18 protein-coding genes are annotated in these 21,905 nt (G+C 62.0%); 7 read left to right on the forward strand and 11 right to left on the reverse strand.

The features are described 5' to 3' along the window. Window positions 1-225: 225 nt before the first annotated feature. On the reverse strand, window positions 226-1,593 hold the full coding sequence (locus HMPREF2822_RS06650) for a dipeptidase (RefSeq protein WP_070522663.1): 1,368 nt from the start codon (window positions 1,591-1,593) through the stop codon (window positions 226-228). A gap of 97 nt (window positions 1,594-1,690) precedes the next feature. Between HMPREF2822_RS06650 and HMPREF2822_RS06655 the strand changes: the two genes are divergently transcribed. The 4 genes from HMPREF2822_RS06655 (at window position 1,691) to ppk2 (ending at window position 7,615) form a co-directional block, all read left to right on the forward strand. Continuing rightward, on the forward strand, window positions 1,691-3,664 hold the full coding sequence (locus HMPREF2822_RS06655; RefSeq protein ID WP_070522666.1) for an OPT family oligopeptide transporter: 1,974 nt from the start codon (window positions 1,691-1,693) through the stop codon (window positions 3,662-3,664). Window positions 3,665-3,954: 290 nt separating this feature from the next. Then, the gene (groL, locus tag HMPREF2822_RS06660) at window positions 3,955-5,601 is read left to right on the forward strand and encodes a chaperonin GroEL (protein ID WP_070522669.1); all 1,647 of its coding nucleotides are present in this window, start codon (window positions 3,955-3,957) and stop codon (window positions 5,599-5,601) included. Window positions 5,602-6,092: 491 nt separating this feature from the next. Then, a complete protein-coding gene (locus tag HMPREF2822_RS06665; protein WP_070522674.1) occupies window positions 6,093-6,272 on the forward strand; it encodes a PorH family porin in 180 nt (59 codons plus the stop codon). A 443-nt stretch (window positions 6,273-6,715) separates the two neighbouring features. Continuing rightward, on the forward strand, window positions 6,716-7,615 hold the full coding sequence (gene ppk2, locus HMPREF2822_RS06670; RefSeq protein WP_070522677.1) for a polyphosphate kinase 2: 900 nt from the start codon (window positions 6,716-6,718) through the stop codon (window positions 7,613-7,615). Window positions 7,616-7,709: 94 nt separating this feature from the next. Here the strand turns inward: ppk2 and HMPREF2822_RS13305 are convergent, their stop codons facing one another. From HMPREF2822_RS13305 to HMPREF2822_RS06710, 8 genes are all read right to left on the reverse strand, one after another. Further along, a complete protein-coding gene (locus tag HMPREF2822_RS13305) occupies window positions 7,710-7,856 on the reverse strand; it encodes a hypothetical protein (RefSeq protein WP_158014572.1) in 147 nt (48 codons plus the stop codon). Between the two features lie 376 nt (window positions 7,857-8,232). Then, window positions 8,233-12,195, reverse strand: a complete 3,963-nt coding sequence (locus HMPREF2822_RS06675) for a Pls/PosA family non-ribosomal peptide synthetase (protein WP_070522681.1) — start codon at window positions 12,193-12,195, stop codon at window positions 8,233-8,235. Beyond that, on the reverse strand, window positions 12,196-12,672 hold the full coding sequence (locus HMPREF2822_RS06680; RefSeq protein ID WP_070522684.1) for a MarR family winged helix-turn-helix transcriptional regulator: 477 nt from the start codon (window positions 12,670-12,672) through the stop codon (window positions 12,196-12,198). A gap of 61 nt (window positions 12,673-12,733) precedes the next feature. Continuing rightward, window positions 12,734-13,063, reverse strand: a complete 330-nt coding sequence (locus HMPREF2822_RS06685; RefSeq protein WP_070522687.1) for a type II toxin-antitoxin system HicB family antitoxin — start codon at window positions 13,061-13,063, stop codon at window positions 12,734-12,736. 297 nt (window positions 13,064-13,360) lie between these two features. Continuing rightward, the gene (locus HMPREF2822_RS06695) at window positions 13,361-13,663 is read right to left on the reverse strand and encodes a rhodanese-like domain-containing protein (RefSeq protein ID WP_070522692.1); all 303 of its coding nucleotides are present in this window, start codon (window positions 13,661-13,663) and stop codon (window positions 13,361-13,363) included. Window positions 13,664-13,699: 36 nt separating this feature from the next. After that, window positions 13,700-15,706 (reverse strand): hypothetical protein, encoded by a 2,007-nt coding sequence (locus tag HMPREF2822_RS06700; protein WP_070522694.1) that lies wholly within the window; start codon window positions 15,704-15,706, stop codon window positions 13,700-13,702. Window positions 15,707-15,838: 132 nt separating this feature from the next. Beyond that, window positions 15,839-16,495, reverse strand: coding sequence for a LuxR C-terminal-related transcriptional regulator (locus HMPREF2822_RS06705; RefSeq protein WP_070522697.1), 657 nt, complete (start codon window positions 16,493-16,495; stop codon window positions 15,839-15,841). Window positions 16,496-16,498: 3 nt separating this feature from the next. Continuing rightward, window positions 16,499-17,188, reverse strand: a complete 690-nt coding sequence (locus HMPREF2822_RS06710; protein ID WP_070522701.1) for a sensor histidine kinase — start codon at window positions 17,186-17,188, stop codon at window positions 16,499-16,501. A gap of 110 nt (window positions 17,189-17,298) precedes the next feature. Between HMPREF2822_RS06710 and HMPREF2822_RS06715 the strand changes: the two genes are divergently transcribed. The 3 genes from HMPREF2822_RS06715 to HMPREF2822_RS06725 are packed head-to-tail and all read left to right on the forward strand — an operon-like array spanning window position 17,299 to window position 20,311. Further along, window positions 17,299-17,985, forward strand: coding sequence for an ABC transporter ATP-binding protein (locus tag HMPREF2822_RS06715; RefSeq protein WP_070522705.1), 687 nt, complete (start codon window positions 17,299-17,301; stop codon window positions 17,983-17,985). Next, entirely contained in the window at window positions 17,982-19,382 is a 1,401-nt protein-coding gene (locus HMPREF2822_RS06720; RefSeq protein WP_042532379.1) for an FtsX-like permease family protein, read from the forward strand. The genes HMPREF2822_RS06715 and HMPREF2822_RS06720 overlap by 4 nt, the downstream gene beginning before the upstream one ends. Continuing rightward, window positions 19,379-20,311: a S41 family peptidase gene (locus HMPREF2822_RS06725; protein ID WP_070522707.1), complete on the forward strand. Its 933-nt coding sequence runs from the start codon at window positions 19,379-19,381 to the stop codon at window positions 20,309-20,311. The genes HMPREF2822_RS06720 and HMPREF2822_RS06725 overlap by 4 nt, the downstream gene beginning before the upstream one ends. A gap of 33 nt (window positions 20,312-20,344) precedes the next feature. On the opposite strand, the gene HMPREF2822_RS06730 is transcribed toward HMPREF2822_RS06725, so the two are convergent. After that, a complete protein-coding gene (locus HMPREF2822_RS06730; RefSeq protein ID WP_070522709.1) occupies window positions 20,345-21,178 on the reverse strand; it encodes an endonuclease domain-containing protein in 834 nt (277 codons plus the stop codon). Between the two features lie 205 nt (window positions 21,179-21,383). Next, window positions 21,384-21,857, reverse strand: coding sequence for an inorganic diphosphatase (locus tag HMPREF2822_RS06735; RefSeq protein ID WP_070522711.1), 474 nt, complete (start codon window positions 21,855-21,857; stop codon window positions 21,384-21,386). Window positions 21,858-21,905 lie beyond the last annotated feature (48 nt).

Consider the following 21,905-nt stretch of genomic DNA (forward strand, 5'->3'; position numbering starts at 1 on the left):
GGTTGCGTGGCGTCCTTTCCTTGTCGGGGACTGGGCAAAACCCACCGCAGCGGCGGGCGTTCACTAGTGCTCACGATACAGTCTGAAATCCCAATTTTCACATTTTCGTTTCATACAGTTATATCTGTGTCTCCTGTTGGCGTTCCGCCACGTCGCCAAGCGGCCAACTGAAAAGAAGACGATCCCTGCCCAGTGGATTGCGCGGTCGGGCAGGGATCGTTTCGCCTAAGCGAAACGCTGGAGGAAGAGCGCCTCAGCGATCGCAATCTTCTCAATCTCAGTCGGGTCGACCGACTCGTTAGCGGAGTGGATGGTGCACTGCGGCTCCTCGACACCAAAGAGCGCAATCTCTGCGTTCGGGTGCTTCTCCTGCAGCTCCACGGTCAGCGGGATGGAGCCGCCCATGCCCTGGGTGATGGTCTCGGAACCGTAGGCCTCGCCCAGGCACTCACCGAGCAGGGCGACGGCGGGCTTGGACGGATCGGTTTCGAAGCCCAGGTTGGCCTCGAGGATGGTGACCTCGATGTGCGCGCCCCACGGAATGTGCTTCTTCAGGTGCTCGGCCACTGCCTCCGCGGTGGAGCGGGGATCCATGGTGGCGGGGGTGCGCAGGTTGATGTTGGCTTCGGCGGTAGCGGGCACGGCGTTGACCGCCTCGGAGACCGGGGTGGAGGTAAAGCCGGTCACGGTCACGGCGGGGCGGGCCCAGATCATGTCCGCGATGGCGGTGGCGCCTGCCGGATCCTTCGCGCCCATGATCTCAGTGCCCTCGAGCATCTGGGCGTCGGCGCGGAAATCCTCCTCGCGGTAGGCGGTGTCCTGGCCCTCGGCCAGCGGCCAGGTGCCCTCACAATCGACGCCGTCGATAGTCGTGCGGCCGTACTCATCCGTTAAGGAATCCAACGCACGCATAAGGGCCTTGACGGCGTCGGGAGCCGCGCCGCCGAACTGGCCGGAGTGCACAGCCGAGTTGAGGGTGGAGACCTTGACGTTGATCTGGGAGCCGCCGCGCAGGGAGGTGGTCAGGGTCGGCACGCCTGCCTTGGCGTTGCCGGCGTCGGCGATGAGGATGGCGTCGGCGGCGAAGAGCTCCGGGCGCTGTTCGATGAGCGCGGACAGGCCCTCGCCGCCGCGTTCCTCAGAGCCCTCGATGAGCACGGTGAGGTTGAGATCGGTTCCACCGTGAGCGTCGAGCGCGCGCAGCGCGGCGAGGTGCATGGCCACGTTACCCTTGCAGTCCGCGGCGCCGCGGCCGTACCAGCGGCCCTCGCGCTCAGTCAGGGTGAAAGGATCGGAGTCCCACGCGTCGGGGTTTCCGGCAGGAACCACGTCGTAGTGCGAGTACAGCAGCACCGTCTTCGCGCCCTCCTTGCCGGGGCGCTTGGCGACGATCGCCGTGGAACCATCAGCGGTGGTGATGGCTTCGGGGGTGAAGTTGGCGTCGACAAGCGCGGCCTGAACCCACTCGGCAGCCTTCGCGGGCTGGTCCTCGAGGCCCGGCTCGTTGTGGACGGAATTGAAGGAGACGAGCTCCTTGAGTTGCTGGAAAATCGTATCGCGGTCGTTGCTGACAAACTCAGAAATGTTGCTCATGCCCTCCAACCTACTCGCATCCTCGAATCGGCCTGCCGAGCGTTAGGTAGTAATGTATTCATGGTTCTAGTCCAAATTCTTTTAGAAAGGACCTGACATGGCGACTACCACCGCCGAAGGTTCCCAGTCCACGGTTCGCGAGCTCACGCTCCGGGGCATCATCATTGGTGGGCTCATCACTCTCATTTTTACCGCCGCCAACGTGTATCTGGGCCTCAAGGTGGGTCTGACGTTTGCCACGTCCATTCCCGCTGCCGTGATTTCTATGGCGGTGCTGCGCCGCTTCGCCGGGCACAACGTCAAAGAGAACAACATTGTGCAGACCATCGCGTCGGCAGCCGGCACTTTGTCCGCCATCATCTTCGTGCTCCCCGGCCTGGTCATGGTGGGCTACTGGCAGGGCTTCTCCTTCGTCGATACCGCCGCGGTGTGCGCCATCGGTGGCGTGCTCGGCGTGATGTACTCCATCCCGCTGCGCCGTGCGCTGGTGACGGGCTCCGATCTGCCCTACCCGGAGGGCGTGGCCGCGGCCGAGGTCCTCAAGGTGGGCGATAGCTCCGGCGAGGACGGCGAGGCCGCGCACGAGGAAAACGCGAAGGGCCTGCGCGTCATCGTCTTTGGTGGCATCCTTTCCGCCGTCATGGCTTTGCTTGCCGCGATGAAGGCTGCAGCCTCTGAGGTGGCCACCTATTTCAAGCTGGGCTCGGGTGCGACGACGCTCGGCACCTCCCTGTCCCTGGCGTTGGTCGGTGTGGGCCACCTCGTGGGCTTGGCGGTGGGTATCGCCATGCTCGTCGGCGTGGTCATTTCCTACCTCATCCTGCTTCCCATCCTCACCGGTGGGGAGGCACTGAGTGACCCGGCCACGATCATGGACACCGTCGACACGGTCTTCTCCGACAGGATCCGCTTCATCGGCGTGGGTACCATGGCCATCGCCGCCATTTGGACGCTGATCAAGATTTCCGGTCCGATTGTCAAGGGCATGGCTGAGTCCTTCGCTTCCTCCCGTAACCGCAAGGACGGCCACCAGGTGGCGGTGGAGGAGCGCGATATTCCGGCACCGTATGTCGTTGGCACGATCCTTCTTCTCATGGTCCCGATTGGACTGCTGCTGTGGAACTTCGTGCGCGGCACCGATATTCATGACCACATGGCCGTCCTCATCACGGTCTCCGTACTCTTTACCTTGCTTGTGGGCCTCGTTATCGCGTCGGTGTGTGGCTACATGGCTGGTCTCATTGGTGCGTCCAACTCGCCGATCTCATCTATCGGCATCATCGCGGTCATCACCGCCGCATTGCTGATTGCCGCCGTGACGCGCGGTACGGATGCGGAGCCGCTCTCGCTGGTGGCCTACACGCTGTTTACCGCGGCCATCGTCTTCGGCATTGCGACGATTTCCAATGACAACCTGCAGGACCTCAAGACCGGTCAGCTGGTTGGCGCGACGCCGTGGAAGCAGCAGGTAGCGCTCATCATCGGTGTCCTCTTCGGCTCCTTGGTGATTCCGCCGATTCTGCAGGTCATGCTCACCGGCTTTGGTTTCCAGGGCATGGAGGGCGCCGGTGAGGACGCACTGGCTGCACCGCAGGCCGCGCTGATGTCCTCGGTGGCATCCGGTATTTTTGATAACTCGTTGCCGTGGGATCTCATCGGTCTGGGTGCGGCGATCGGCGCCGTCATCATCATCGTCGACGAGTGCCTGCGCCACTTCACCGACAAGTACTCCCTGTCCCCGCTGGCGGTGGGCATGGGCATGTACCTGCCGGCGGCCATCACGATTGTGGTTCCGATTGGCGCCATCTTGGGGGCCTTCTACAACCGCTGGGCGGCACGCCAGTCCAAGCCGGACTTTGCTAAGCGCATGGGCACGCTGCTGGCCACTGGCCTCATCGTCGGTGAGTCCCTCTTCGGCGTGGTCAACGCCGGCATCATCGCGGCGTCGGGCGGCGAGTCCCCGCTGGAGATCTTCGAGGGCGGAACCGCTGCCAAGATCGTCGGCGTCATCCTCTTCGTTGGCGGCATTGCTGCGGCGTACAAGTGGACGGCGAAGAAGGCCGAGGCTTAAGCGGAGCTAGGGCTTCGGTTTAATGGACGGTTCGATTTAGCGGGCGGTTCGTATTAACGGGCGGTGCTTTTGCACCGCCCGTTCGCTTATAGCGTTCGTGTTGAACCTTGCAGTCGCTAGGTCTGAGTGCCAGAATGGTCGCTAGCACTTCCACATGGCAAGTGCCAGAAATAAACAGAGTCATCTATGTGGTTGGGGCTGGAGAACACTCGCCAGCCGTGCCGTCGCGGGCGTCCGTCATAGATCAGACGTGAGTGTCGTCCTCAACAAAGCTTAAGGAGCACAAACACATGGCAAAGATCATTGCCTTCGATGAAGAGGCACGTCGCGGCCTCGAGCGTGGTCTTAACACGCTTGCCGACGCCGTCAAGGTCACCCTCGGCCCCAAGGGCCGCAACGTCGTCCTGGAGAAGTCCTGGGGCGCCCCGACCATTACTAACGACGGTGTCTCCATCGCGCGCGAGATCGAACTCGAGGACCCGTACGAGAAGATCGGCGCTGAGCTGGTCAAGGAAGTTGCCAAGAAGACCGATGACGTCGCCGGTGACGGCACCACCACCGCTACCGTTCTGGCACAGGCGCTTGTTCGTGAGGGCCTGCGCAACGTAGCCGCTGGTTCCAACCCGATGGGCATCAAGCGCGGCATCGAGGCCGCCACCAAGAAGGTTGTAGACTCCCTGCTCTCCTCCGCGAAGGAAGTAGAGACCCAGGAAGAGATCGCTACCACCGCAGGTATCTCCGCTGCTGACCCGGCAATCGGCGAGAAGATCGCTGAGGCTATGTACACCGTGGGCAACGGCTCCGTGAACAAGGATTCCGTTATCACCGTTGAGGAGTCCAACACCTTCGGCGTTGACCTCGAGGTCACCGAAGGTATGCGCTTCGACAAGGGCTACATCTCCGGTTACTTCGCTACCGATATGGAGCGCCAGGAGGCAGTCCTTGAGGATCCGTACATCCTGCTCGTCTCCTCCAAGATCTCCAACATCAAGGACCTCGTGCCGCTGCTGGAGAAGGTTATGCAGACCGGCAAGCCGCTGCTGATCATCGCTGAGGATGTTGAGGGCGAGGCCCTGTCCACCCTCGTGGTCAACAAGATCCGCGGCACCTTCAAGTCTGTTGCTGTGAAGGCTCCGGGCTTCGGTGACCGCCGCAAGGCCACCCTGCAGGACATGGCTATCCTCACCGGCGGCCAGGTCATTTCCGAGGAGGTCGGCCTCTCCCTGGAGACCACCGAGCTCGAGTACCTCGGCCAGGCACGCAAGGTTGTCGTGACCAAGGATGAGACCACCATCGTTCAGGGTGCTGGCTCCCAGGAGCAGATCGACGGCCGCATCAAGCAGATCCGCGCCGAGATCGAGAACTCCGATTCCGACTACGACCGCGAGAAGCTGCAGGAGCGCCTGGCCAAGCTGGCCGGCGGTGTGGCAGTCCTCAAGGTTGGTGCCGCTACCGAGGTTGAGCTCAAGGAGCGTAAGCACCGCATCGAGGATGCCGTGCGCAACGCCAAGGCTGCTGTTGAGGAGGGCATCGTCGCCGGCGGCGGCGTGGCTCTGCTTCAGGCTGCTGAGGTGCTGGATTCCCTCTCCGACCTCACCGGTGACGAGGCAACCGGCGTCAAGATCGTCCGCGAGGCACTGTCTGCTCCGCTGAAGCAGATTGCTCAGAACGCTGGCCTGGAGCCGGGCGTTGTTGCCGACAAGGTTGCGTCCCTGCCGGCTGGCCAGGGCCTCAACGCCGCTTCTGGCGAGTACGTGGACCTGATGGCTGCGGGCATCAATGACCCGGTCAAGGTCACCCGCTCTGCTCTGCAGAACGCCGCGTCCATCGCGGCTCTGTTCCTGACCACTGAGGCGGTTGTGGCTGACAAGCCGGAGCCGGCTGGTGCAGGCGCTGGCATGCCGGACGCTGACGCAATGGGCGGTATGGGCTTCTAGTCCATTACTCCCTGGGCTGAGGTTCCTTGCGGCCTCAGCTACTAGCAAAATAGATGCTCCCCACGGTTGACCGTGGGGAGCTTTCTTCGTCTTGATACCCTTTTGTATCCTTTAGCTCCCCCGGATAGGGGTAAAACGCGATGCGATCGCGAGAAAAATGTCGCGAGTTTACCCCGTAAATCGGTCCTATGAATCGCAGTTTTAGGGGCTTGCGTTACGTTTCGACGAAGATTTTTTGAGGCAGGAAACCCACCGTCGTTTATTTGTGCAGATAGGCGCATTGTTGCTGCCTAGGTTAACAAATGGTGAATAAAATACGTGCGGTGAAGGCCCGATTTTTACAGTGCTTTACGCGGAAAATCACTTGCGAATGCACTTGCAAAGTCGGGGAGGTGTGCCAGAATAGTTCCGTGTGACGCCCGTTGAGGGTGTCTGCAAACTGCAAACCCCTCCGGGCATTTTTGACCCGGCCTTCACAAGAGGAGACCACAATGGATCTTTCTTTCATCGGTGACCAGCTCGGCAACTTCGCTGACTTCGCTGACGGTATCAAGAAGCTCTTCACCGGCTTCGCTAGCGTCTTCGATCTCATCTCCGGCGCTGCTACCGCCGACAACTACGACGTTAAGCCGGACACCTCCGCTCTCGAGGGCCTGTCCTCCAAGAAGTAAGCTCGCTCCCTTCATAGGGAAGCACTAAACACACACTTTCAATCCCAAGGAGATTTCAAATGGGTACCCTTTCTTCCACCGGCATCATCGGCCTCCTGCTCAACATCTTCTACGGTCTGGGCACCATGGCTGACGGCGCTTCCAAGCTGATCGGCCTGCTCTAAGCACCACGCTGCTCACGCAGAACTAAGCGTTGACCCCGCTGACCCATTTGGGCAGCGGGGTTTCCTGTATCCAGAACCTGCCCGCCCGCCTGGCCATGGCGGTGGCGTGTACGGATCGATCAAATAAGCCCCCAGATTCTCGAATTCTGGGGGCACTGTTTGTTAGAAACGTACATTCTGGGTGGCGGCTGCCGCCTGTCGGGCATTATGGGGGTAAATTGCGCGGCTCCAAATCGTTTTATCGAGCCAGATGCCTGCTTCCTAGATAGAATTAATGGTATGGCTGACATTAAAGACGACGAACTCCCCGAGATCGACCTTGCGCAGACCGACGGCTACGTCGTCGATGACTCCGATGAGGACGATCCCTCACTCATCATGCCGGATGGCTCACCGGTTGAAACCTGGCGCGAGAACTACCCGTACGAGGAGCGCATGACGCGTGACGAGTACGAGTCCATTAAGCGCTCCCTGCAGATTGAGCTGCTGAAGTGGCAGAACTGGACCAAGGAAACCGGCCAGCGCCACATCATTCTCTTCGAAGGCCGCGACGCCGCTGGTAAGGGCGGCACCATCAAGCGCTTCAACGAGCACCTCAACCCGCGTGGTGCCCGCACCGTAGCACTCGAGAAGCCCTCCCCGCGCGAGTCCACCTCGTGGTACTTCCAGCGCTACATCGAACACTTCCCGTGTGGCGGCGAAATCGTCTTCTTCGACCGCTCCTGGTACAACCGCTCCGGCGTGGAGCGCGTCATGGGCTTTTGCACGGAGTCCCAGCACGCAGAGTTCCTGCGCGAGGTGCCGATGCTGGAGAACATGATTCTCGGCTCTGGTATTTCGCTGACCAAGCTGTGGTTCTCCGTGACCCGCAAGGAGCAGCGCACCCGCTTCGCCATCCGCCAGATCGACCCGGTCCGTCAGTGGAAGCTTTCGCCCATGGACTTGGCGTCCTTGGATAAGTGGGATGATTACACCCGCGCGAAGGAGGAGCAGTTCCGCTACACCGACACTGAAGAGTCTCCCTGGATCACCATTAAGTCCAATGACAAGAAGCGTGCCCGCATCAACGCGATGCGCTACGTGCTTTCCAAGTTTGAATACACCAACAAGGACCACGAGGTCGTTGGCCAGGTGGATGACAAGATTGTGAAGCGCGGACGCGACCAGATCGGTGACTAAGTAGCGTATCCCGCGGGAGGGGCCTAGCCCCTTCCCACAGATAGAAATAAAGCCCTAGCCCAACTTCTGGGCTAGGGCTTTGGTATTGGTCGGTTTAGAAGAGGGCCTCAAGCTGAGCAATCGGCGCGATACGGCCGGTTTCCAGCAAGAGGGAGTACAGGCCGAAGGAAGAAAGGCCAAGGCCAACGGCGCTAGCGACGGAACCGAAGATGGAGCTGATGATGGTTGCTACGGTGCCCATAAGAAAAGTCTCCTTGAGAGAATTAGAAATTATGCGGGGGAAAGATTAAACGTGGAAGGACTGTACGAAGTTCTCGATAGCCGGGATTTCTGCCATGTGGCCCAAGCGAGTGAGAACGTTGTAGAGGCCGAAAGATGAGAGGAGCGTGCCGATCATTGTTATTGAACTCCTTGCGAGCTAGAGGGTTAGTGTGAGACCGAAACCGTGGCTTGAACATGCTTCAGTTTCTCTTTCAGAGTAACACCCGGCGGGTCGGGACGCAGCGCTTATTCTGCAGGCAAATGATGCTAATGAAACGGGAACCCCCGCTTGCGCTGTACGCGTTTGCGTACAGCGCAAGCGGGGGGCGGGGGGCTGCCTATAGTTCTCTGTTTTCCTATTTCTTCCAGGGCTCAATCGGGTTGCCCTGCCAAACGGAATTGCTCGGGACCTGATCGCCGCGCATCACCAGGGAGCCGGGGCCCACCGTCGCCACGCTGCCAATGACTGAGGCGGGCAGCGCCACCGAATGTGAGGCAAGTGTCGCGCCGGCCTTAATGGTCACGGTGTCCAGGCTCATCACGCGGTCCTGGAAGAGGTGCGTTTGCACCACGGTGCCCGGGCCGACGGATGCGCCGTCGCCCACGATGCAGAGATCGGTCTCCGGGAACCAGTAGGAGTCGATCCACGCACCGCGGCCAATCCTGACGCCCAGCGCGCGCAGGCCCAGGTTGATCTCACCCATGCCATAGGTGTGGCTAAAGAACCACGGCGCAGCAACCGCCTCAACGAAGGTATCTTGCAGCTCGTTGAGCCACACGAAGGCAGACCACAGCGGGTGGTCGCCGGCGGTCTGCGTGCCCACGCAGATCCACTTCGCGGCTACTGTGACCGTCATCGCGATAGCGCCCGCCACCATGAGGATGAGGCCGCCGAGGGCCCAGGCGGCGGCGATGCCGAGGGCGTCGGCAAGCGCGTAGAGCGATGCCAGGGTCCCCGCCAGCAGCATGGCCGAGGTCATCGGCGCCAACAGGCGCATGGTCTCAATCGCACCGCGTGCGGCCTTGACCCCAAAGCCCGGGGAGTAGGTGAGGGACTCGCCCTGCACGCCCTCCACGTGGGCCTCGACGCGGCGCATGCGCTCCGGTGGGGAGCCCCACCAGTTGGCACCGGACTTAGTCTTCTTCGGCGTCGACGAGAGAACGGCAACCAGCGAGTTCTTCGACAGCTTGCGGCCCGGACCCGTGATGCCGGAGTTACCCACGAAGGAGCGCTTGCCCACCTTGGTCTCACCCGTGAGCATCCAACCGCCGCCGAGCTCGTAGCCGCCGATCATGGTGTCATCCGCCAGGAAGGCGCCGTCTTTGACCTCGGTGAGTTTGGGCACCATGACGGCCGTGGAAATCTCCACGTCCTTGCCAATCGTCGCACCCAGCGAACGCAGCCACGCCGGGGTGAGCTGCGAGGCATAGATGGGGAAGAGCTGAGTGCGAGCTTCATCCATGAGCCTCTCGATGGTCCACAAGCGCCAACCTTTGGCGGAGCGCACCGGTGCAACACCGGGCGTGATGCCAATGGAAAGCAAGCACACGCCCAGCCAGGTTTGCAGCATATAGGTAGCAAATGCCACCAGGGCGCCGAGCGGCGCGAAGAAGATGGAGCCGACGAAGGCGGAGCCATCGGTCAGCGCGATGAGGCTAACGACGACAGCCGCGCCGACCGCCAGCGCCACAATGGGCTGCACGGCTAGCAGGACGGACGTGAAGTCATACACAGGAACCCATAGCGGACGGCGCTTCGGGGCATGGGACGGGAAGCGGTGCTTGGAGCGGCCCACCTTCTTGGCGGGGGAGCCGGACCAGCGCTGGCCGTCCTTGACCTTCTTGCGCCCCGTCACGGTGGAGCCGGCCTCTACGTGGGCGTACTTGCCCACGACGGTGCCCGGCAGCAGCGTGGAGCGCGCACCCACGCGCGCGCCTTCCTTGACCTCGATGGCACCGACGCGGAGGATGTCGCCGTCCAGCCAGTAGCCGGTGAGGTCCACTTCCGGTTCGATAGCGGCGTGCTTGCCCAAGGTCAGCAGGCCGGTGACGGGTGGCAATGAGTGAAGGTCCACGCCGCGGCCAATCTTCACGCCCAAGGCGCGGGCATAGTTATTGACGCGGGTAGCGCCCGCCAGGGAGCTGGCGCCTATGGCATTAACCCAGCGCTCAGCGGCCCAAATGCGCAGGTGCGTGGAACCGCCGCGCGGGTACTCGCCAGGCGTGATGCCGGCGGTGATAAGCCGCGCGCCGTAACCGCCCAGCGGGATGCGCCCAACCGGGGTGACGAACACAATGAGCAGGATGGCCACCAGCCACCACGGGGTGGTCATGGCCCAGTCCACGCCGAGCAGGTTCGCCAGGTTGGAGCCCAGCAGCAGCCAGGCCAGCCACGTCGTGGCGGCCAGCGTCATCACGGGGATCTGGATGAGTGTTTGCGCGATGCGCGTGCCGGCGCCGACGGGCTTCACCTCGCGCGCGGGGCCGGAGTCCTCGACGGATTCGGCGTCGGCAAGCTGCTCCGCGAGCGAGCCCAGGCGAGGGTGGTCGTAGAGGTCACGCACGGCCACGGTGGGGAAGCGCTCGCGGATGCGGCCGACCAGGGTCGCCGCGGCCAGCGAGGTGCCGCCGAGGGAGAAGAAGTCGGCGTTGACGTCCTCGACGGACACGCCCAGGGTGTCCACCCACAGCTCCGCCAACCACTGCTCGGTGGGGTTGAGGCCGGATGCCTCCACACCCACGCCGGGCAGTGGCCACGGCAGGGCCTTCTTATCCACCTTGCCGGAGGTGCGAATCGGCAGCTCATCCATGACGCAGATGCGGGGGACGAGCGCCGCCGGCATGGATTCCGCGAGACGGACGTGCGCCGCCTCGTGGTCGAATCCTGCATCCGGGTCATCCAGGGAGACGTAACCGACGAGCACGGACTCGCCGCCCGGTGTCTTCTGCACGGCCACGGCGGAGTTATACACGTTGGGAAGGGCCGCCACGTTGGCCTCCACCTCACCGAGCTCGATGCGGCGGCCGCCAATCTTCACCTGATCATCAACGCGGCCCACGAAGTACAGGCCGTCCTCTTCAAGACGCACGTGGTCACCTGTGCGGTAGGCGCGCTCCCAGCCCAGGGACTCCAGCGGCGCGTACTTCTCCGCGTCCTTGACCGGGTCCAGGTAGGCGGCCAGGCCCACGCCACCGATGACGAGCTCGCCCACCTCACCGGTGTTCACGGGGACGCCGTGCTTGTCGACGACCACCAGGTCCCAGCCCTTCAACGGCAGCCCGATCGACACGGGCTGGTCCGGCAGCATGCGTTGCGCGCAGGCTACGACGGTAGCCTCGGTGGGGCCGTAGGTATTCCACATCTCGCGGTCCTCGGTGGCTAAGCGGTCCACCAGCTCCTGGGAGCAGGCTTCGCCGCCGACGATGAGGAGGCGGATATTATCCAGGGCCTCGGCGGGCCACAGGCCAGCCAGGGTTGGCACGGTGGAGACCACCGTGATGTCACGGCGAATGAGCCAGGGGCCTAGGTCCATGCCGGAGCGCACTAGGGAGCGCGGGGCCGGGACCAGGCAAGCACCGTGGCCCCAGGCCAGCCACATTTCCTCGCAGGAGGCGTCGAAAGCTACGGAGAGTCCCGCGAGAACGCGGTCGTCCGGGCCGAGCGGGCCATGCGGGTTATCCGCCAGGAAGAGGGCTGCCTCGGCGTCAACGAAGGCGGCCGCGGAACGGTGGCTCACCGCCACGCCCTTGGGCTTGCCCGTAGAACCGGAGGTAAAGATGATCCACGCGGTGTCTTCTGGACGCGGTTCGTCGAAGGGGGTGGTGTCGCCTTCGCCGCTACGGGAGGCTGATGTTTCCCGGAGCATGCGGAAGCCCTCGTCGGTGAAGACACCGTCGATGTCGGCCTCGCCGAAGACCATCTCGGCGCGTTCATCGGGGTCGTCGGCGTCGACGGGCACGTAGGCCGCGCCGGCGGCGAGCGTGGACAGGATGGCCAGGTAGAGCTCGCGCTTGCCGGAGGTCATGCGGATGCCGATGCGGTCTCCGCGCCGCACACCGCTGGCGTGGAGCTCGGTGGCCCAGGCGGAGACGTCGGCAAGCAGCTCGGCGTAGGTCAGGATCTCACCGTCATCCAGGGCGGCAGCCTCGGGGTAGTTCTCTGCTGTGGTGCGCACGACGTCCCACAGGGTGCGCGCCGGTGCGGCCTCGGAACCTAGGAGGTAGTGCGCGGGAACCTCGGGCATTGCTGGGGTCTCGGGCTCGTCCGCCTGGAGGGCGTGGCGGCCTCCGGTACTAGGAAGATTATCGGGCTCCGTCATTTAGGCATCACTGCTTTCTGCATCACCGGGCGCGTCGGCCGCGATGATGGCGGTGGCCAGCTTGCGCAGGTGCTTGAGCTGCTTGTTGGTGGACTCGTCGAGGGCCTCGTCCTCCGCCTTCGCCACCAAGACCGCAAGCTCCTTGTGGGCCTTGGTGCCTTTCTTGGTGGAGGCAATGATTTGGCGGCGGCGGTCCTTGGAGTCACGCTCACGCTTGACCCAATGGCGGGACTCCAGTGAATCGAGGAGGCGCACCATGTCGGAGGCGTCGATGGCCAGGGTTTCCGACAGGGCGGACTGGGAGGACGCGGTCTCTGCAACGAGGCAGGTGAGCACCCAGTATTCGCGCAAGGTAGTCCGCTGTGTTTGCAGCGCGGCCTCGACGCCTTCGCGGGTGCGGCGGCGGAGGCGCTCCAGCTGGAAGGAGGGGGACTCCAGGAGTGCGGTAGGGATGGAAACAGAATTCAATGAAGGCATGCCGATGATTCTAACGCGCCTACGGTGGCATGCCTAAATTATGGGTTGTGGCCCACTAGTTTCAGGCTGAGGCTAGCTTCTGCACGATGAGTGTGTTGAGAGAAACGCCTTCCCGTTCTGCTTCGATGGTCAGGTCTCGGTGAAGTGACTGAGGTATGCGGAGGTTGAACTTCCCCGAGTAGCTTCGCTGTCCGAATGGTTCTGGGATGTGTTCATTGTTGCGTTGCATATCTTCTAGAGTTTCTTCGACGACGCTGCGCAACTCGGCTTCTGCGGTGGTCGCAGTAGCATCCAGCCATGACAGGGAAGGGAACTCTAGGACTGTGGCAACGAACTCGCCATCTTCTTCTGACCAAGCGGTTTGGTAGGTGTATTTGTCTGCGAGATTCATGATCTGCTCCTAGGGGAGGCGGTCGATGGCGGCTAAAACTTGGCGAATCTGAAAGGGCTTCGCTTTCCCGTTGTGGCCCTCTTGGATATTGACTCGGGGGTCTCCCTGCCATGGGGTTTTATAAACGATGTGCGAAGTTCCACGCCGCTTCTTTCCGGCGCTTTCTTGGCGTTCGAAATAGAAGTCACACACAAGTTGCAGCTCTGAGAAGCGGACGTTTGTCCGTGAGGCCCGCATCTTTGTGAGGATCTTTTCTATCTTGGAAACCACACCTGTATGGTACCGCAAATGGTACCACTAGTGGTTTGGGTAAACCATAGGGCAGCCTTGTGCTTTCCAACCATCCGTGCCGCCCTCGACGTTGATGACGTCCCAGCCCTTGGTGTGCTCCAAGTACTGGCAGACCTGCATGCTGCGCCCGCCTAGGTGGCAGATGACGTAGATGTCTTGGTCCGGGTCAATCTCGTCGATGCGATCAACTAGTTCGCCCATCGGGATGTGCGTGGCGCCCTGGGCGTGCTCGGTGTTCCACTCGTGGTCCTCGCGGACGTCGATAAGCTGGGCGTTCTCAGGTACTTCCTGTGGCGTTACGTTTCTCATGCCCCATACCCTAGTCACGCATAGGGCCTAGTGTTGTTACTCCACTCGTCGCGTCCACGGAAGAGCTTCAAACTCTGCGCGGTCCCCGTTCACAAACCGTTCAAGGAGGGACAAGGCTTCGTCGATGTCCTCAAGGAGCATCTGGAAGTTTTCTTCCTCACCGTTGTTGTGGCCCCATTCGACGAGGTAGCGTGCCGCTCCTGTTTCTGAGGGTTGCACGCGGTCGACCTGGCAGTAGTCGCCCGGGACTATTCGGTCAAAGGCCGCTACCCACGCTCCCACTTCGGGGAAGCCGTCCTGGCGAACTGCCTCGAGAAGGTCATCGTTGAAAAGATACGCAGCTGAGCCGAAGACCGTGGCGTTGACCATGAAGCGCTCTTCCTCAGGGATATCTGAGGACGACTTCTGATCTTGCCAATTCACTTTGTCCACCAACTGCGCCGGGGAGTAGGTGAATTCAACCATCAAATCCAGAGCAAGGGGCAGTGGGATGGATGGGATTTCGTGTAGGTTCCCGTCGGGGGTGACAAGGTCAAGCGAAACGTTGTCGCCTGTATAGGTTGTTTCCAAGGTATAACGCTCTTGGAAGTCCACCTGACTCCCGGATCGAACCTCAAGCCTCCATCCTGTGAAGAGGCGAAGCCCCGCTTCGAGTACGGAGGAGGATGTAGCCACCTCCCAGGTGTTCACATACAACTTATCCGCGAGTAGCTTCAACTGGCAGCTCTCAGCCCCCGGAAGCGGCTTGCCCGACGGGTTGTACAGTGCCAGGGAATCGTCGACAACAAGCGAAATGCCATGATCCTGCGCCAGATGAGTAAGCCTCTCTATCGTGACCGACCTGACGTCGGCAGGGATGAGCAGCCGAGTGAGTGCTTGTGCCTCCACGTGCTCCTCGGCGAGGAGGATTTCGCTTCCGAGCTTTGAGTTAATCCTCTCAATATATTTCTGCATCCGAGGGCTGGGCTCGCCATTATGGTCAGCACGGATGCGGTGCATCATGCATACTGATGCTTCTGTCCACTGCTCCTCGCGCTCCGGAAGCTCCATTGCGGTGACCGTGGTGTACGGTGCCGGATCCGAAGATGAAGAGTCCGGGAAGACCGTGGAAATCATCTCGCCGTTGCCGTCCAAATAGTGCTCCGCCACTGCGATGACTTCGTCTGCGATGTCGAAGGTCTGCACATTGTCGGTGCCGAGGTTATCGTAAACCTTCGCGGTCCACTGTCCTTGAGCATTGCGGCCGTAGGCCAGGGAAAACGTTGGCCATTTGTGTAGGTGGACCATCACGCCTGCGGGGAGCTCCTTCACTGCGTCCAGCCGGCGCCAGGGTGTTTCGTGGCGGACTGAAGCATCCAGGATTGGCTTAGATTCACGTTGAGGCAACGGTTCCCACGCAAGTTCTTCGATCAACGGGTTGTGGTCGCTGAAAGAAAGCAGAATCTCTCGTGCTTCTTCATAAGTATCGACAGTGAGCGTGCGGAATACCGGTTCAGTGGCCTCTGGAGGGAGGCTGGACCATATCAGTTCGAACTGCCCGCTTGCGCGCAGGTGCATGGATATTTCGAGGCCGTAGCTTCGTTCTTCCGAGCCATAGTTGGCTACCTGAATCCACGTCTGTTCGGACACCGGCAGGCGCAGGGCGTCCTCAAAGGCGCGATCAAGCATAGGTCTGCTGACCTGTCGCCACATAGTTCCCATGCAGTTCCTGATTGAGGAAAGGCCATTGCTGCTCGTGGGGATTCCAGTCGCATTAAAGAGGATGTCCGTGGTTCCAATGAAGACAGTCAAGCCGTGGTAATACGCCAGCAAAGCTAGCTTTTCTTGGAGCTCTAAATCGCTCGAATCCATCGTGACCGTGACGGCCGAATGCGCGGGCACGTCCTGTCCGAAGAGTTTGGAGAGTGCGGCCGATGCTTCTTCCATTTCTGGATCCGGCTTCCGGAAGGAGTCCAGCCCTTCCGTCTGAATTAACTCCAGAAAATAGTCATGGTCAGCAATCTTTTCTCGGTTAAAGCGCACGATGTTGAGCTGCACGTCCATTAAGCGGGGTCCTTCCAGAGTGGGTTGGGTAAGGGCACGGACAAGCTTATGCGTCTTGCGTCACAGTTTCCTTGGGATCCTGTGGATGGTCTCTGTCAGGGCGCTCGTGTGGACGGTGGGCGGGCGCGGGCTTTAGCGGTGCGCTGAGAGGTACTCCAGAATGGCTTTCACGCGGCGGTTGTCCTCGCTGGGATCTAAACGCAGCTTGGTGAAGATATTGGAGACGTGCTTGGCCACCGCGGCGGAAGAAAGGACGAGCTCGGCGGCGATGTCTTTGTTGGACTTGCCGCGGGACATGAGTTCAAGCACCTCGCGCTCGCGCGGGGTGAGCTCGCCCAGGCCGCTGCGCCCGGAGCTCATGAGAGCCTGCGCCACGGTGGGGTCGATGACGGTGCCGCCTTGGGCCACCACGTCCAAGCTGGCCAGGAAGTCGCGCACCTCGGAGACGCGGTCCTTCAACAGGTAGCCGGTGCCGGCATCGGGGGAGTCGAAGAGCTCGACCGCGTATGCGGGGGCCACATACTGAGAGAGCACCATAACGGGCAGACCCGGGTATGCGTTTCTTAAGTTCACGGCGGCTTTCAAACCATCGTCGCCCATGCCCGGCGGCATGCGCACGTCCGTGATGACGATGTCCGGAAGTTCATCCCGAAGTTGGTCTACCACGGCCTCGAGCGAAGGGGCGGAATCTGCCTGGCCCACAATTGAATGGCCGCGGCGCTCCAAAAGGCCCGCGAGGCCCTCGCGCAGAATGGCGGAATCATCCGCTACCACAATCCTTAAGCTCATTTTTTAAACTCCTGACTGTCCGCGATCGAGAAGAAGAGGAATCGAGCACGCCACCCTGGTCGGGCCGCCCGGGGGCGAGGATAGCGTCATCTCCCCGCCAAAGGCAGCAAGTCGCTCGGCCATCCCTGACAGGCCGTGGCCGGGTACCACCTGTGCGCCGCCTGGGCCCTCATCCACCACCGCAATCTTTAATGAGGCATCCGCGGTCACCAAAACAGAAACCGGGGCGCCCGGCGCGTACTTCGCCGCGTTGGTCAACGCCTCCGCACCGAAGAAATAGCCACACGCCAGCACCGAGGCGGAGAGCTCCGGCAGCGGATGCGGGGCGAAGACGCTGACGTGGGGGCCGTGGGAAGAGGAGACGTCGGCAAGCGCGGCAACGAGACCGTGATCCTGCAGGACCTGTGGATGGATGCCGTGCACCGTCGTACGCAGGGAATTCAGGCCGCGGTCCACGTCCTGCTTGGCGGCGGTGAGGAGCTCGGTGAGGTCAGAGGGGGCGTCGAGAAGCGCCTCGCCCAGCTTCATACTCGCAGCCACGAGGTATTGCTGCGCGCCGTCGTGCAAGTCGCGCTCGATGCGGGCGCGCTCCACCTCATAGGCATCTGCGATGGCGCGGCGCGAGGCCGTGAGCTGCGCAATCTTCTCCGCTTGCTGCTGTTCGTGGGTGGTCTGGGGCTTTCTTCGGAACACGGTTCACAGCATAACGGGCGCCACCGATGGCAGGGGTAGCGCTGGCACTACCGTAAAGAGTAACGCTAGGGCTGTTCTTTCTGCGGGCCCTTCACGGTGGAATGAGAGACATGGCAAAGACACTTTCCCTGACAGACATCACCAAGGATTTCGGCGGCGGCCCGGTGCTCGCTGGAATCTCCCTCGACATTGAACCGGGCGAGCTCGTGGCCGTCATGGGGCCATCTGGCTCCGGCAAGTCCACGCTGCTGCACTGCATGTCCGGAGTGCTCACCCCCACGCACGGCAGCGTGCGCTACGGGGACGAGGAGCTCTCCGCGCTTTCCGACGCCCCCCGCTCCCGCCTCCGCCTTCGCAACTTCGGCTTCGTCTTCCAAGATGGTCAGCTCCTGCCGGAGCTGAGCAACGTGGATAACGTGGCACTGCCCGCCATGCTTAACGGTATGGGGCGGAGTGCCGCCCGCAAGCGCGCGTTGGAGCTGTTGGACCAGCTGGGCCTGGGCGGCCTGGCGGACCGCCGCCCGGCGCAGGTCTCCGGTGGCCAGGCCCAGCGCGTGACCATCGCGCGTGCGCTGGTGGCGAACCCGGGCGTTGTCTTCGCCGACGAGCCGACCGGTGCGCTGGATCAGTCCACCGGCCATGAGGTCATGCAGATGCTCACCACCATCGTGCGCCAGTCGGGTGCGAGCCTGGTCATGGTCACGCACGACCCGAAGGTGGCCGACTGGATGCAGCGCCGCGTGGAGATTCGCGATGGCATCATCCACGACGACCGCCGCCTTGGGGTGATTCGATGAACACCGCAACCTTGGTCTTTGACCTGCAGCGCGAATCGATACGCGCGCGCTCCGGTACTGGAATTGTCTCGGTGCTGGCGATTGTGAGCCTGACCATTGGTTCCGCCATCGCCTTCCTGGTTGCGGGTGGCACCTGGATGTTCTGGGAACGCGCCCAGCACGTCGAGGACGCCGCCCCGGCTCTCAAGGAGCCCTTCGGCAACGAGATTGAGTTCTTCCTGTATTCGTGGTTTGCTCTGGCCCTGTTGGCCTGCGCCTTCATTCTTCCGGCGCTGTTTAACCTCACAGCCCAAGCCGCTGTCCTCGGCGCCTCAGGCAGGGAGCAGCGCCTGGCCACCCTGCGCCTGTTGGGATTGAGCTCCCGCCAGGTGGAGCGCATGGCCATCGTGGAGACGGGCCTGCAAGCCATCATTGGCATCGTGCTCGGCGGGCTGATCAGCCAGCTCATCGCGCCGGTCTTCACCCAGCTGGACTTCCAGATGCGCTCCATTTCTTTGCCTGAGATTCTGCTGCCCTGGTGGGGTTATCTGGCCGTGGCCGGCGTGCTCTTTCTGCTGGCCATCGGTGCAGCACTCGTCGGCATGCGCCGGGTGCGGGTGAGCCCGCTGGGCGTGGCTAAGCGTCAGATGCCCGCGGCTTACCGCTGGTGGCGCGCCATCGTCTTCCTTGTCATCGTGGCGGTCGGCGGGGCTTTCCTCTTCGGCAAGGCGGGCCCGCCCACCGCTATGGTCATCGTGGTTATGTTCGGCATGCTGATGAGCATCAACCTCATCGCTCCCTTCATCCTGCAGCTCGGCGCGCACATCTTGTCCCTCTTCCCGGGTACCGCGCACTTCGTGGCCTGCCAGCGCGTGGCGGGTAATGCGCGCCCCGCGTGGAGGCGGAGTGCTGCCATCGGCTTCTTCGGTTACTTGGCGGGATTCCTCGTTACCGCGCCCTTGGGCTCCGATGCCCTGGCTCTGTCGCTCAAGGAAGACCCCGGAACGAACGTGGTGTTCAAAGACATCTCCACCGGTGTCGTGTTGACCCTCATCTTTGGCTTCACGCTGACCACCATGTCCATCATCCTGGGGCAGGTCTCCGGCATTTTTGAGGACAAGGAGCTCATCCGCTCCCTGGATCTCATGGGCGTGCCGCGTGGCTTCCAGTTCCGGTCCGGCGCGCTTGCGGTCATGGGGCCCGTCGTGGGATTGAGTTTCTTCGGCTTCCTCTTTGGCGGCGGGATTGCCTCGCTGATGTTCTTCTCCAGCGTCGAGTCAAGCGACGTCAATGTACTCGCCCGCCTGCTCATGGCCTTCGGCTTCTTGGCAGTGGGCTGGCTGGTTACGCTCCTTGCCATCGTGATTGTGGAGCCTCTCCGCGGTTACGTGTTGCGCACGGGACGGCGAAAAGAATGAAAACGGTACTGAAAATCTTCGGTGGCCTGTTCGTCGTTGCTCTCATCGCCGTGGTCGCGGCCGTGTACTTCTTCGGCCCCTCCTATGGCGGGGTGTTTGCGGGCAAACCCGTATTCCTCTTCAACGCCAGCGAGAAGCGCATCAATACCGCGATGGTGGACACCGCAGCTTTCACCGGCATTTACGGCGAAAGCGAAGAATTCCAGCGCGCCCGTGAGGCCTTTAAGGAGGACCCCACGAACCCGGATCTCCTCGATGCCGCCATTGACGCCGCAGGCGGCAAGCACTCCAGCGTCTTTAGCGCCGAAAAAGAAAAGGCCATCGAGGGAACCGATCCCTCCGTCGACTTTGACGACGGCGTCTTGCGCGCCACCGTGCCGTCGATTGGCCGCCACGCTGACGGCCAGGCCTACGCCGATACCTTGGCTCAAGGCCTGACTGCCCACCCGGAGGCGTGCGCTGCCGTGGTGGACCTGCGCGGCAACGGCGGCGGTGACATGGGGCCCATGTACGCGGGGCTCAGCCCGCTGCTGCCGGACGGCCCCGCGCTCTCCTTCGTCAGCCGCATGGGAACCTCAGAGGTCACCATCGACGGCAACTCTGTCACCGGCGGTGGCACGCCCACCACCACATCGGGCGGCAAGCTTGAGGTCCCCGTCGCCGTGCTCACCGACGACGAAACCGCGTCCTCCGGAGAGGCCACCCTCCTGGCCTTCCGCGGCCTGGATAACGTGCGCACCTTCGGCGATCCGACCGCCGGTTACGCCTCTGCGAACGTGGTTCTGGATTATCCGGATGGCCGCTCGCTCATGCTCACCACGGCCAAAGACAAGGCGCGCACGGGCGAGGAATTCGCCGAGGACCCCATCGCCCCCGATGCCCCGGAATCGGAGCTCGATGGTTGGCTTGCCTCCCACTGTGGTTCCTAAGCACGTTGCGGCTCCTAAGTACGTTGCGGCCACCTAGCCGCAACGTTCGCCTTCCCACCGCCAGTAATGATGCCACTTCCACGGCGGAGGAACCAGCTCGCCCCGCCCTTTGATGACCGCGAGAACCTGGTGAACCGCGACGTCAAGGTGATGCTCAATTGTGGCGGCGGTGAAGTGGAGGGGCCGGTAGCCGCGCTGGATGGCGTCGTTAAGCTTCTGGCGGTCGATTTCGAAGCGCTGCCGGTTCTCGCCTTTGTGGTAGGCGTATCCGTCCACCTCGATGGCCACCTTGTGTTCCTCTAGGAGCAGGTCCCAGCGGTAGGGTCCAATCCGCACGTTGTTGCGGACTTTGACGTGGGGCTCGAGACCCCGGGTGAGGTCGCGCTCCGGCTTGCTATCCGCCCCGACGATGGCCTTTTCCAACACCTCACGCGTGTGCTTGGGCAGGCGGCAAAAGTCCAGCTGCTCGGTCTCGATGCGCGAGCGCCCGTGCGGCCCAGCGAAGAAGGCCTCGATGAAGGCCACGGCATCCTCGTGCTCCATCGCCTCAACGCACTGCAGCGGGCTGCAGACGTTCACCCCGTTCATGCTGCCCAGCGCCTTGGGCCGTGCTCGTCGGCTGCGAAAATACGTGCTTGATGCCATCGTTCCTGCGCGCAGAAAGTGAAGCGGAAAAGTCAGTTCTTGACCAAGATATTGCTGGGCGGCGGAATAGCCATCCAAGGCTGAGTCTGGCCAACGCCGCGAGACGACTTCAGCGAGCTCGCGCGGCGTTGGCACCGCAGACAAATACAGACCGCGACAAATCTTGATTGCTTGCCCCTTAGCCGCGCGGCGAGTGCCCGCGCGTCCCTCGAAAATTTTCATGTGCCCCCGATGAGTACGTTTCTAACAAATAAGCCCCCAGAAACCGCTGTTTTCGGCCCCCTATTTGATCGAATCGTACGTCACGAACGAGGAGTTGTCGCGGTGACAAAGAAAAAGGACGTTTCGATCAACTAAAGCCTCTCAAACCCTCGGATTTTGGGCCCTATTTGATCGAAACGTCCCTCAACGTGCGGAACGCAGCGGCTTACTTGAAGCGAGCCTTAGCCTCTTCGAGGATCTTCTCTGCCTCAGCCTTGTCGCCCCAGCCGGAGCCGGTAACTTCCTTGTTCGGCTCCAGGTCCTTGTAGTGGACGAAGAAGTGCTCGATCTCGTCCTTGATGTGCTGCTCCACATCGTTGATGTCCTGGTAGCGCTCCCAGCGCGGGTCATCGATGACGGCAAGCAGCTTGTCATCGCCGCCGGCCTCATCGGTCATCTTGAATACGCCGAGAATGCGGGCCTCCACGACAACGCCCGGGAAGACCGGCTCCGGGAGGATCACTAGTGCGTCGAGCGGGTCGCCGTCCTCACCCAGGGTGTGGTCGATGAAGCCGTAGTCAGCCGGGTAGGCCATCGGGGTGAACAGGTAGCGGTCGAGGTGGACCTTGCCGGTCTCGTGGTCGATCTCGTACTTGTTGCGGGAGCCCTTAGGGATCTCGATGGTTACTTCAACGCTCACGGCTGAATCCTCCATAACTAATAGGTTGGCATGTGCTCCGCATAGTCT

The sequence above is a fragment of the Corynebacterium sp. HMSC062E11 genome (genome assembly GCF_001811845.1).
GTDB classification, from domain to species: domain Bacteria; phylum Actinomycetota; class Actinomycetes; order Mycobacteriales; family Mycobacteriaceae; genus Corynebacterium; species Corynebacterium hesseae.

Bases quoted from the DNA above. Each gene is read 5' to 3' on its own strand.
- HMPREF2822_RS06650 (WP_070522663.1), bottom strand. From the start codon at position 1,593: ATGAGCAACATTTCTGAGTTTGTCAGCAACGACCGCGATACGATTTTC.
- HMPREF2822_RS06655 (WP_070522666.1), top strand. From the start codon at position 1,691: ATGGCGACTACCACCGCCGAAGGTTCCCAGTCCACGGTTCGCGAGCTC.
- groL (WP_070522669.1), top strand. From the start codon at position 3,955: ATGGCAAAGATCATTGCCTTCGATGAAGAGGCACGTCGCGGCCTCGAG.
- HMPREF2822_RS06665 (WP_070522674.1), top strand. From the start codon at position 6,093: ATGGATCTTTCTTTCATCGGTGACCAGCTCGGCAACTTCGCTGACTTC.
- ppk2 (WP_070522677.1), top strand. From the start codon at position 6,716: ATGGCTGACATTAAAGACGACGAACTCCCCGAGATCGACCTTGCGCAG.
- HMPREF2822_RS13305 (WP_158014572.1), bottom strand. From the start codon at position 7,856: ATGGGCACCGTAGCAACCATCATCAGCTCCATCTTCGGTTCCGTCGCT.
- HMPREF2822_RS06675 (WP_070522681.1), bottom strand. From the start codon at position 12,195: ATGACGGAGCCCGATAATCTTCCTAGTACCGGAGGCCGCCACGCCCTC.
- HMPREF2822_RS06680 (WP_070522684.1), bottom strand. From the start codon at position 12,672: ATGCCTTCATTGAATTCTGTTTCCATCCCTACCGCACTCCTGGAGTCC.
- HMPREF2822_RS06685 (WP_070522687.1), bottom strand. From the start codon at position 13,063: ATGAATCTCGCAGACAAATACACCTACCAAACCGCTTGGTCAGAAGAA.
- HMPREF2822_RS06695 (WP_070522692.1), bottom strand. From the start codon at position 13,663: ATGAGAAACGTAACGCCACAGGAAGTACCTGAGAACGCCCAGCTTATC.
- HMPREF2822_RS06700 (WP_070522694.1), bottom strand. From the start codon at position 15,706: ATGGACGTGCAGCTCAACATCGTGCGCTTTAACCGAGAAAAGATTGCT.
- HMPREF2822_RS06705 (WP_070522697.1), bottom strand. From the start codon at position 16,495: ATGAGCTTAAGGATTGTGGTAGCGGATGATTCCGCCATTCTGCGCGAG.
- HMPREF2822_RS06715 (WP_070522705.1), top strand. From the start codon at position 17,299: ATGGCAAAGACACTTTCCCTGACAGACATCACCAAGGATTTCGGCGGC.
- HMPREF2822_RS06720 (WP_042532379.1), top strand. From the start codon at position 17,982: ATGAACACCGCAACCTTGGTCTTTGACCTGCAGCGCGAATCGATACGC.
- HMPREF2822_RS06725 (WP_070522707.1), top strand. From the start codon at position 19,379: ATGAAAACGGTACTGAAAATCTTCGGTGGCCTGTTCGTCGTTGCTCTC.
- HMPREF2822_RS06730 (WP_070522709.1), bottom strand. From the start codon at position 21,178: ATGAAAATTTTCGAGGGACGCGCGGGCACTCGCCGCGCGGCTAAGGGG.